General features: G+C 41.2%; 10 protein-coding genes and 1 pseudogene. 10 read left to right on the forward strand and 1 reads right to left on the reverse strand.

Annotated elements, in window-relative coordinates; all coding sequences use genetic code 11:
- Positions 1 to 138 precede the first annotated feature (138 nt).
- The 6 genes and pseudogenes from GCA01S_RS05840 to cydC all read left to right on the forward strand — a co-directional run bounded on the left by GCA01S_RS05840 (position 139) and on the right by cydC (position 7450).
- Positions 139 to 621: a MogA/MoaB family molybdenum cofactor biosynthesis protein gene (locus GCA01S_RS05840; protein WP_042408002.1), complete on the forward strand. Its 483-nt coding sequence runs from the start codon at positions 139 to 141 to the stop codon at positions 619 to 621.
- A gap of 42 nt (positions 622 to 663) precedes the next feature.
- Positions 664 to 1098: a MoeA family protein gene (locus GCA01S_RS05845; RefSeq protein ID WP_042408059.1), complete on the forward strand. Its 435-nt coding sequence runs from the start codon at positions 664 to 666 to the stop codon at positions 1096 to 1098.
- A 445-nt stretch (positions 1099 to 1543) separates the two neighbouring features.
- Positions 1544 to 2950: a cytochrome ubiquinol oxidase subunit I gene (locus GCA01S_RS05850; RefSeq protein WP_042408005.1), complete on the forward strand. Its 1407-nt coding sequence runs from the start codon at positions 1544 to 1546 to the stop codon at positions 2948 to 2950.
- Between the two features lies 1 nt (position 2951).
- Positions 2952 to 3965 carry a cytochrome d ubiquinol oxidase subunit II gene (cydB, locus tag GCA01S_RS05855; RefSeq protein ID WP_042408009.1) on the forward strand — a complete coding sequence of 338 codons (1014 nt, stop codon included), beginning with the start codon at positions 2952 to 2954 and terminating at the stop codon, positions 3963 to 3965.
- Positions 3965 to 5699, forward strand: a pseudogene (gene cydD / locus GCA01S_RS05860) (thiol reductant ABC exporter subunit CydD). The gene cydB and the pseudogene cydD overlap by 1 nt, the downstream one beginning before the upstream one ends.
- The gene (gene cydC / locus GCA01S_RS05865; RefSeq protein WP_042408012.1) at positions 5699 to 7450 is read left to right on the forward strand and encodes a thiol reductant ABC exporter subunit CydC; all 1752 of its coding nucleotides are present in this window, start codon (positions 5699 to 5701) and stop codon (positions 7448 to 7450) included. The pseudogene cydD and the gene cydC overlap by 1 nt, the downstream one beginning before the upstream one ends.
- A gap of 364 nt (positions 7451 to 7814) precedes the next feature.
- Here the strand turns inward: cydC and GCA01S_RS05870 are convergent, their stop codons facing one another.
- Entirely contained in the window at positions 7815 to 8444 is a 630-nt protein-coding gene (locus GCA01S_RS05870) for a DUF2238 domain-containing protein (protein ID WP_042408014.1), read from the reverse strand.
- 332 nt (positions 8445 to 8776) lie between these two features.
- Here GCA01S_RS05870 and GCA01S_RS19230 point away from each other — a divergent pair, with 332 nt between their 5' ends.
- The 4 genes from GCA01S_RS19230 (at position 8777) to GCA01S_RS05880 (ending at position 10641) form a co-directional block, all read left to right on the forward strand.
- Positions 8777 to 8854: a YjcZ family sporulation protein gene (locus GCA01S_RS19230; RefSeq protein ID WP_071532920.1), complete on the forward strand. Its 78-nt coding sequence runs from the start codon at positions 8777 to 8779 to the stop codon at positions 8852 to 8854.
- Between the two features lie 206 nt (positions 8855 to 9060).
- Positions 9061 to 9231 (forward strand): hypothetical protein, encoded by a 171-nt coding sequence (locus GCA01S_RS20055; RefSeq protein WP_155835554.1) that lies wholly within the window; start codon positions 9061 to 9063, stop codon positions 9229 to 9231.
- 49 nt (positions 9232 to 9280) lie between these two features.
- A complete protein-coding gene (locus tag GCA01S_RS05875; RefSeq protein WP_071997934.1) occupies positions 9281 to 10282 on the forward strand; it encodes a diacylglycerol/lipid kinase family protein in 1002 nt (333 codons plus the stop codon).
- Positions 10283 to 10458: 176 nt separating this feature from the next.
- The gene (locus tag GCA01S_RS05880) at positions 10459 to 10641 is read left to right on the forward strand and encodes a DUF255 domain-containing protein (protein ID WP_042408022.1); all 183 of its coding nucleotides are present in this window, start codon (positions 10459 to 10461) and stop codon (positions 10639 to 10641) included.
- Positions 10642 to 10656 lie beyond the last annotated feature (15 nt).

Raw genomic sequence — 10656 nt, forward strand, 5'->3', positions numbered from 1 at the left:
TCGTGTAGAGGTTCAGGATATGTGCAAAGTTGCAGATAAAAGCAAAGTAAACGGCCCCATCTACTTGGTGCGGAAAACAGGGGCAAAAGCGGTGACTATGTGTAAGGGAAGACAGATGAGAGGAAGGAGAAGTGACGATTGGGTTGGAAAGTCGGTGTATTAACAGTAAGCGATAGAGTCTTCCACGGTGAGCGAGATGATAGGGGCGGGTTGCTCTTGTGTGAGCTTGTCCGCCGTATTGATGGGGAAGTAGCGGTATATGAGATTATTCCTGACGAACAACCGGTCATTGAGGCAACACTCATTCACTTCGTTGATGAGGTATGCTGTGATCTTGTGCTGACGACTGGGGGCACGGGGTTTGCACCTCGAGATGTGACGCCGGAAGCGACGAAAGCCGTGATTGAAAAGGAAGCTCCCGGATTAACTGAAATGATGCGAATGAAAACACTTTCGAAAAAGAAGTATGCCTCCCTTTCCCGCTCTGTAGCAGGTATTCGCAAAGAAACACTTATTGTAAACTTTCCAGGAAATTCGAAAGGGGTACAAGAATGTTTTGATGTCGTTCAACCTGTCCTTCCCCACGCACTTGTCCTTATAAAAGGGAAGGACGTTCATTAGGGCATGCCTTTCTTAAGTTTAGCAGAAAGAAGGAGACGAAAGATGAGATTTCAGCGAGAAATTGTTGACATTTGGGATGCACAAAAACGTCTTGAATCATGGATTCGCCCACTTGGTACAGAAAAAGTGAAGCTGACGGACAGCATTGGCCGATACCTCGGTGAAAATGTGGTAGCGACGCACGACTTTCCCCACTTTCGCCGGTCGATGATGGACGGGTTTGCCGTCCGGTCGACTGATACAAAAGGGGCCTCCGACGAACGGTCAGTTACTCTGCAAGTTATTGAATCGATCCCATGTGGTGCAGTTCCGACCAAGAAACTGACAGCGAATACGGCTGCGTGCATTATGACCGGCGCGATGATGCCAGAAGGTGCCGACTCTGTCGTCCTCATTGAATTGACGGAACAGATGGAAAAGAATGGTCAAACGTATACGGTGGTTAAAAAGGAGACGACACCCAATGAAAATATATAAGAAAAGGAAAACAACGTCTCTAAGGGCGTTGTTTTTTTCATATTAATCTAAACATGGTGAACATGATCTTACATGCAGTAAGATCTTTTACGAATTTCGACGTAATTTTGTAACATATTTGTCAAACTATCAAAGAATTTATGATCGTTTTTTTGTTATAGTATTAGTAAGTTTCTCATTCAATAAAGCTGTTTTCGCCACTCAGAAGGTGACTGTTTTTTTTGTGCGATTTTCACATTTACCATGTTAATAATGTTTAATTTTATGAATTTATGAATATGATATCACCCCAGGCCGTGTTCTGATGAAAGTCCTAAAAGAGGAAATACCATGGGTTAAGGTGCATAGTTATGTGAAGTTTTGAACATATAGTCATCTTTGTGAAAATATGAACATGATGTCAACATAGGTCAAATTCTGGGGAATACTTAAAGGAGGAAATGTCATGGATCCAGTAATGTTGGCAAGGATACAATTCGCTTTGACTACAATCTACCACTTCTTCTTTGTGCCGCTTACCATTGGCCTAGCATTTATTATCGCTTTGATGCAAACGTTATACGTAGTGAAGAAAAATGAGATTTATAAAAAAATGGCGAAATTCTGGGGACATTTGTTCCTGATTAACTTTGCCGTAGGGGTTGTAACAGGAATTATTCAAGAATTCCAATTTGGGATGAACTGGTCGGATTATTCTAGATTTGTCGGTGACGTCTTCGGGGCACCCCTCGCCATTGAGGCATTGCTTGCCTTTTTTATGGAATCTACTTTTATCGGACTTTGGATTTTTGGCTGGGATCGGTTGCCTAAAAAGGTGCACTTGGCAAGCATTTGGCTTGTATCGATTGGAACTATGCTTTCCGGTTTTTGGATTTTAACAGCAAACTCCTTCATGCAAGTGCCTGTTGGTTATGAAATTAGAAATGGCAGGGCAGAAATGGTTGATTTCCTTGCGCTTATAACGAATGGACAATTGTGGGTGGAGTTTCCGCATGTCATCACAGGTGCATTATGTACCGGAGCGTTCTTCGTTGCTGGTGTTAGTGCCTATAACCTATTAAAAAAGAAACATATTCAATTTTACAAGAAGTCCATGAATATCGCCTTAATTATTGGTTTAGTCGGCAGTTTGGGTACTGCCTTCAGCGGACATGCACAAGCACAATATCTTGTGAAAACACAGCCGATGAAGATGGCAGCTGCAGAGGGCATTTGGGAAGATACGCCCGATCCTGCGCCATGGTCAGCATTTGCCTGGATTGATACAAAAAATCAAAAAAATAAGTTTGAACTAAATATTCCTTATGCATTAAGCTATTTATCTTATTCTAAATTTGAAGGCAGTTTAAAAGGAATGAAAACTCTCCAAGCTGAATATGCGAAAAAATACGATCGAATCGTTGGCGAAGGTACGAATTATATCCCTCCAGTCAAAACGACGTATTGGAGCTTCCGTTTAATGGTTGGCTTTGGCATGGCGATGATCTTATTATCGATGATTGGTCTTTATCTGTGGAAAAAGGGACGTCTTCTGCAAAGCAGTAGGTTCTTGAAAATCCTGGTTCCTGCTATTTCATTTCCATTTTTGGCAAACACTTTCGGATGGGTCATGACTGAAGTGGGCCGTCAGCCATGGACGGTATTTGGATTGATGACGACAGCTGACGCTGTATCACCAAATGTTTCTTCAGGGACCATATTATTTTCCATCATGATGTACACGTTGATATTCACGATTCTTGCAGGTGTGATGGTTTATTTGATGGTTCGTGAAATTAAACGAGGACCGGTAGAGCATCAAGATGTAAATTCAGCGGTATCAATAGATCCATTCAATAAGGCAGGTGTTTAAGATGGAATTGAGTGAAATTTGGTTTGTCTTAATCTCCGTACTCTTTATTGGGTTCTTCTTTCTTGAAGGTTTTGATTTTGGTGTAGGAATGTCGACTCGTTTCCTTGCCCGTGACCAAAAGGAGAGGACCGTAATGGTGAATACAATCGGTCCTTTCTGGGACGCGAATGAGGTATGGCTAATAACTGGAGCGGGAGCCATTTTTGCGGCATTCCCGAACTGGTATGCAACGATGTTCAGCGGCTATTACTTATTGATGCTGGTAGTCTTGCTAGGCCTCATTGGGCGCGGCGTTGCTTTTGAATTTCGTCGCAAAGTTGAAGATACGCGTTGGACGAATACATGGGACTGGATGATTTTTTTCGGAAGCTTGCTGCCGCCGTTCCTTCTAGGTGTTCTATTTACAAGCATGCTTAAGGGGATGCCGATCGGTGAAGATATGAATATGGAAGCCGGGTTCTCGGATGTTATTAATATTTATTCCATTTGGGGCGGCTTCACGATTACATTGCTGTGCTTATTGCATGGTTTGACGTTCCTGTCTTTAAAAACAGAAGGAGAGATCAGACAACGGTCGGCTGCATTGGCGAAAAAATTGGTGTTGGCCGTTTTTGGATCACTTGTCGTCTTTGTAGGACTTTCTTCGTTTGTGACAGATATTTTTGAGATGCGCCCTATCCTTGAGCTTATTATTGTCGTATTGATTGTGCTTGCTATTGGATTATCATACTATTTCATTTCCAATAAACGCGAAGGAATGGCATTCACCATGACAGGGCTTGGAATCATGTTAACGGTATCATCGATATTCGTTGGACTGTTCCCAAGGGTGATGGTCAGTTCCTTGAACAAAGCTTTTGATTTAACGGTTTACAACGCATCCAGCGGGGCATATTCCCTAAAAATAATGACAATTGTAGCGGCAACTATTTTACCGTTTGTTTTAGGATATACTATTTATAGCTATTACGTATTCCGCAAACGAGTATCTGACAAGGAGCATTTAACATACTGATGGATAAAGCGTTGTTCTCTTACAAAGAGATGAAGCCGGTTTTAGCTGGGCTGGCGATATTAACGGCTATCCAAGGTGCTATCATTATTATTCAGGCTTATTTTTTGGCAGACGCAATCTCCTCCCTTTTCGGGGGAGATTCGTTTGCCAATGTCTTTAAAAAGTTGGTCATTTTCTTTCTTGCGTTAGTTATCCGCCAACTGCTTACCGTTTGGAAAAAAAATATAGCCTACCATTTTGCGGCCAAAACGGGTAAAGAGTTTCGGGAATCATTGCTGCAAAAGCTGTTTCAACTCGGCCCTCGTTTTGTAAAAGAAGAAGGCTCCGGACAGACCGTCACCTTGGTTATGGAGGGAATAATGAAATTCCGCCGCTATTTGGAGCTTATTCTTCCGAAATTGATGAATTCGGCAATGATCCCTGCCATGATCTGCATCTTTATCTTTTTTATAAATATCCGCTCTGCTGTCATTTTAGCCCTAGCCGTTCCGATACTTATTGCCTTTATGATATTGCTTGGATTGGCGGCAAAAAGAAAGGCCGATCGCCAATATGAATCCTATCAAATGCTGTCCAACCATTTTGTCGATTCGTTGAGAGGGTTGGAAACCCTCAAATATTTGGGATTAAGCCGGCAGCACATCGACCAAATTATCTTAGTCAGCGAAAGATATCGTCGGGCTACAATGGGAACTTTGCGTATCGCCTTTTTATCTTCGTTTGCACTGGATTTTTTTACAATGCTTTCCATAGCGACCGTCGCCGTTTTTCTTGGAATAGATTTAATAAACGGAAAGATGGAGTTGCGTGCGGCATTGACGATTCTGATCTTGGCGCCGGAGTACTTCCTGCCAATTAGGGAGGTCGGGGCTGATTACCATGCGACGCTTGACGGCAAAAATGCGGGTAAAAGGATTCAGGAAATCCTCGATAAGGAATCGTTGCAGCAAAAACAGGATCCTATTCCCCTTTGGCAATCAACAAGCACATTTTCTGTGAAAGGGGTAAGCGTACATTTTGCTGACAGTGATCGTCCAGCTTTGCAAGATATCCAATTTTTTGTTTCGGGCTCAAAAAAAATTGGAATTATTGGAGCCAGTGGTGCAGGAAAATCGACATTGATTGATATATTAAGCGGATTTTTAGCACCTTCGTCAGGTGAATTTCAGATAAACGGTAAGAAATTAACAACTTTATCCCAGTTGAATTGGCAAAGCCAAATAACGTATATTCCCCAACACCCTTATATATTTCATGATACCGTTTTCAACAATATTCGTTTTTATCATCCGGAGGCAACGGTCAAAGAAGTTGAGAAGGCCGCAGAGAGAGCGGGCCTTGCCGAAATGATTCAATCGTTGCCGAATGGATTCGAGACAATCATAGGGGAAGGAGACAATCATAGGGGAAGGGGGGCGGAGCTTAAGCGGCGGACAAGAACAACGGATCGCCCTCGCGCGGGCATTCTTAAGCAACCGTCCTATCATCATGCTGGATGAGCCAACTGCCCATCTTGATATTGAAACAGAATACGAATTAAAAGAAACGATGCTGCAATTGTTTAATGGCAAGCTCGTATTTTTTGCTACCCATCGCTTGCATTGGATGCTGGATATGGATCAAATCATTGTTCTTGATCAAGGCAAAATAGTCGAAATCGGAACGCACGAACAGTTAATAAGGAAGAATTCTACTTATTATCAGCTTGTTAAAACACAAATGGAGGGCATCTAATGGAAAATTGGATCTTCCCATATTTGCGTCAATATCGCGGCTTGTTTGCGCTGGCGATTCTTCTTGGTTCGCTTACCATTCTCTTTGGCGGAGCATTGATGTTTACTTCGGGTTATTTAATTTCGAAAGCGGCGACACAACCTGAATCCATTTTAATGGTTTATGTGCCGATTGTCGGTGTCCGTGCATTCGGAATTGCCCGGGCTGTGCTTAGCTATGTGGGAAGACTGGCAGGACACCAATTGGTTTTGAAAATCCTTTCCGACATGCGCGCCCGCTTATATAAAATCATTGAGCCGCAAGCATTGTTTCTTCGTTCCCGCTTGCGCACGGGTGACATTCTTGGTGCCCTCGCCGATGATATTGAACATTTGCAGGATTTTTATTTAAAAATACTGTTTCCTTCAATCGTTTCATTAGCTATTTACACAGTGATCATTATTTGCGCAGGACTTTTCTCGATTCCATTCGCCATTCTCCTGGCTGTATTCATAGGGTTGTTGGTTTTTGTCGGCCCAATTATTTCCTACATTTATATGAAAACAAAAAATGAACAATGGAAAAGGAGAAAACACCAACTTTATCAACAGTTTACCGATACGATTTTTGGCATAAGCGACTGGATATTCAGCGGGAAATACGCGACTTATATTCAGCGATACGAAACACAAGAACAAAAACTGCTTGAACTGGAAACGAAAAAACATTCCTTTGTCAACTGGCGGGACGTTTTAAATCAGATTGTGCTTGGCGCCATTGTCATCATAGCCATCTATTGGGCCAACGAGCAAACGCTAAGAGGAGAATTCTCGCCCACGGTGATTGCTGCTTGCGGTCTTGCAGCCCTGTCCTTAGTGGAATCTTTTTTGCCGCTTGCAGGGGCGGTTAGTGAAACATCATCCTATCAAGATTCATTAAAGCGTCTTGAAGCCATTCAACCACAGTCCCCTCCACTTCAGATAGAAGCAGATGGACGGAAAGATTCACTAAACTTATCTCAAGTAACGATTGAAATAAACCATTTGTCATTTGGATATACTTCTGAAACACCGCTGCTGGACGATTTTAGTTTAAAAATAGGACAAGGGGAGAAGATTGCCATCATCGGACGCAGCGGATCCGGAAAATCGACATTGTTGAAATTAATTCAAGGAGCGCTTGTACCGACTCGTGGGGAAGTTCTTATAAATGGAATGAACGCACATGAGTTGGCTTCGGCTGTTCCAAAATTAATGGCTGTTCTCAACCAAAAGCCTTATTTATTCAATACATCCGTCATGAACAACATCCGCCTCGGCAACCCGGAAGCAACAGATGAAGAAGTATATGAAGCAGCTAAGATGGTTCAATTGCATGAGATGATTATGCAATTGCCTAAAGGGTATGAGACGAACATGCATGAAACAGGTTCTCGCTTTTCCGGCGGTGAACGGCAAAGAATAGCACTGGCACGGGTATTATTGCAAAACACTCCGATAGTCATCATGGATGAACCTACAGTTGGGCTCGATCCAATCACAGAAGCAAACTTATTGGCTACCATTTTCGCTACACTGAAGGGAAAAACGATCATTTGGGTAACGCACCATTTGATGGGCGTGGAGAAAATGGATCGTATCCTTTTCCTTGAAAACGGGAAAATTACCATGGATGGCAGCCATCAACAACTGCTTAAAAGTGAGGAGAGATATCGACGATTATATGCACTGGATCGTCCGCTTTACAGGGGGGAGTGGGGTAATGGGCTGTGATTCATATTCAGCCTCCAACGAAAGAAGGGGGTTAAAACCTCATTGTTTCTGTCCATGCTAGCAATATCAAGAATGGACAGAAGGGGAGGACGGTGAATTGAGAACAAATATCCACCATCCAAATAGAAGGAAAAAGCATTTGCTTATTTCCCCCTCCCAAATAAACAGGGTGTTTTCTGGGAGAGAAAACACCCTCTTCGTTTTACTTTCTATCAAATGAACTAGCGATGAACTGAATCGTTACAAAATTTATTTGTATAAAAAATTAGAAGAACTCCTTTGTTTTTACATGGTCTTTATTTCATTTAGACGGACTCCCCTTATTTCAACCGAAACGGCTAAAATAAGGGGAGCCCCATCTTTTTTATTCTTTTACTACTTCTTTTTTTAACAGTCTGTTATGTAGTTTAGAAAAGATAAACAATGCAACAATGGAGCCGATCAAGCAGCACAACATATCCCATTGAGTATCCCAAATATCGCCTTGGATTCCTAAAAAGTTTTTAGCTGCTTCTCCTCCCTTAGATATTTTAGAAACTAACCATTCGATAATTTCGTACAAAGCAGCGATGGCCAGCGACATGCTTAGGACAATGGCAACTAACCAAGGACCTTTCGTTAATGGAGTTTTTCGCAATAAAATTTCTCTCAGCACAATCGCAAATAAGCCTTTAAGCAAATGCCCAAATCGGTCGTAATGATTTCGCTTTAAGTCATAAGCGTCCTTGATCCAATCAAAAAGCGGGACTTTGGAATAGATATAGTGACCGCCGACGAACATCATAATGGCTAGAATAGTAATAATGACATAAGAGAGAGTAGTAAAACGAAATTTATTGTATGATGCGATGACGATGATCAAACCGACAACGGCAGGACTAACCTCCAGGAGCCATGTCCGGTAACTTGCTGGTTTGATCGCTGACCAAATAAAAACGGCAGTAACAACCAATAGTAAAAATAGATGAATTTTGATACTTCCACCTTTTCCCACGTTCTTCACTCCTTTAGGGAAGCGCTTTACTTACAGTATTTCACCCACATCCATTTTCATGCATTGCATATAGCTTCTTCGTTACGCGAAGAACGAACGACTTTGGCTTGTACAAATTGATTTTGGTTAAACAAGCGGAAATTTAAGCGGGATGCAATTGGAATGACAAATAATAATGGATGTAATCATTATTAGAAATGCAATGAATTAGATAAAAGCGGAATTTTCTTATCCGTTGGGGAATTTGTCCAATCTAACTCTTTTTTAAAAACATACCTTAAAATCAAGGAGCACAATAGTCATCCCCCAATACTCCATAGGAGGTGTTATAGATGAGCGCTTTTGCCTTAGTTGTTGTCCTATTTATTTTGCTTATCATTGTAGGATGTTCTTGTGTTGGTTTCTATTAATTCTCCACAAGGTGACACGAAACACCTCTTAAATCCCTCATTTCATCAAAATCAGTGGTTTCGTGTATGGAAAAGGAAAAGGGCAGATTTAATGATCTGCCCTTTTTCAAAATAGCCACTTGGACAAACATTTATGAATCCAGCCTATGAATGAATCGTGTATTTCGCGACCCGTAAGTTGGCAATTATCACGGGATAAATACTTTGTGAATATGGAAGCAGCCGGTTGGTTCGCAAGATTTTTTCATGAAACAACGGTTTCTTTGAAATCTTGTCTGGGGGAATATTCCTGCCATTTCAATCATTTGTATTTTGAAGTGATTCTCAAGCGTATTCGTGTAATTGTTTCACCAGATAACGTCAATGCAGCTGTTTGAATATTTTTCTTATCAAAGGGAAAATTTTTATTAAAAAATAGACGGTAAAATGGTAAAATTAGTGAAAATAGTCCTAGTTTGGAATGATCTTTTTAACCACAATAAACCGATTTCCGCATATTCTTCAAGACTATTGCCATCTCTAATAAAAAGGGAAGATCTATTTATGTATTATTTTATCGTCAATAAAATCTCGGGAAACGGAAAAGGACTAAAAGTTTGGAAAAAGGTTGAGAAGTTGCTGCAAGAGAAACAGGTAAATTATCAAGTGCGGTTTACCGAACGGCCAAAACATGCGGCAGAAATCGCTCGGGGGTTTTCTTCTCGAAGATGTTTTGCTGTTGTTGCCATAGGCGGAGATGGTACCGTCCATGATGTTGCAAACGGGTTAATCAATTCAAATATACCTTTGGGTGTTATTCCTGCAGGATCGGGAAATGATTTTGCAAGGGCTCTTGATGTACCAATGGACTATAAAAAGGCGCTGGAACGTGTATTAACAGGAAAGCAAAGAAAAATTGATATTGGAAGAATTGGTGAAGAATACTGTCTCACTATAACAGGGATCGGTTTTGACGGTAAAGTCGCCGAGGTAAATAATGCTTCTAAATATAAGAAATGGTTGAATTTCATTAGATTAGGTGATCTTTCGTATGGGCTTAGTTTCTTGCATGTTTTATTCAAATATCGTCCTGTCAACATTCAATTAAAGGTTGATGGGAAGAACCTAGCTTTTTTTAATGTATGGTTAATTGCCATTGCCAATATCCCGAATTACGGCGGAGGCATTAAAATATGTCCGGATGCTTGTTATAATGATGGCCTTTTCGACATTTGCATCGTACACAGCATCACAAAATGGGATCTGTTACGCACTTTTCCAAAGGCGTATAAAGGCAAACACGTTTTTCATTCTGGTGTAACCATGATAAAAGGAAGACAAGTAGAAGTGGCCTCTGAATGGCCGGTTATTGTACAAAGCGATGGCGAGATTCTCACTAAAACTCCGGTGAATGTGACGATTCAGAGGGATGCATTGCTTATCATTTAAATAGGGGACGACAACCGTAAAAGATTTTTGATCTGCTTAGGGAGGACAATACCGAAGCTGTCATCAGATGCAAAGTATATTTCATTTTTGAATTGGTATTTCTGTTTAGGAAAAAATTTTTGACGAGATTTCCGGGCCAGAGCTATTTTTATACTCATAAAAGGAAGTGTTACATAATGAAGAAATATCTGGAACGGGAACGTTATAACGAAAAATATAATTGGTTAGTGATGTCGAAAAGTCCTTATTTGAAGCAGCATGAAACAAATCCTGTCAATTGGTTGGAATGGTTGCCAGAAGCGTTTCAAAAAGCAAAAAGGGAAGGGAAGCCAGTTTTCCTGTCTATCGGCTATTCCTAGCCCTCGAACAGGGGG

The organism is Parageobacillus caldoxylosilyticus NBRC 107762, assembly GCF_000632715.1.
In the GTDB taxonomy this organism is placed as follows: Bacteria; Bacillota; Bacilli; order Bacillales; family Anoxybacillaceae; genus Saccharococcus; species Saccharococcus caldoxylosilyticus.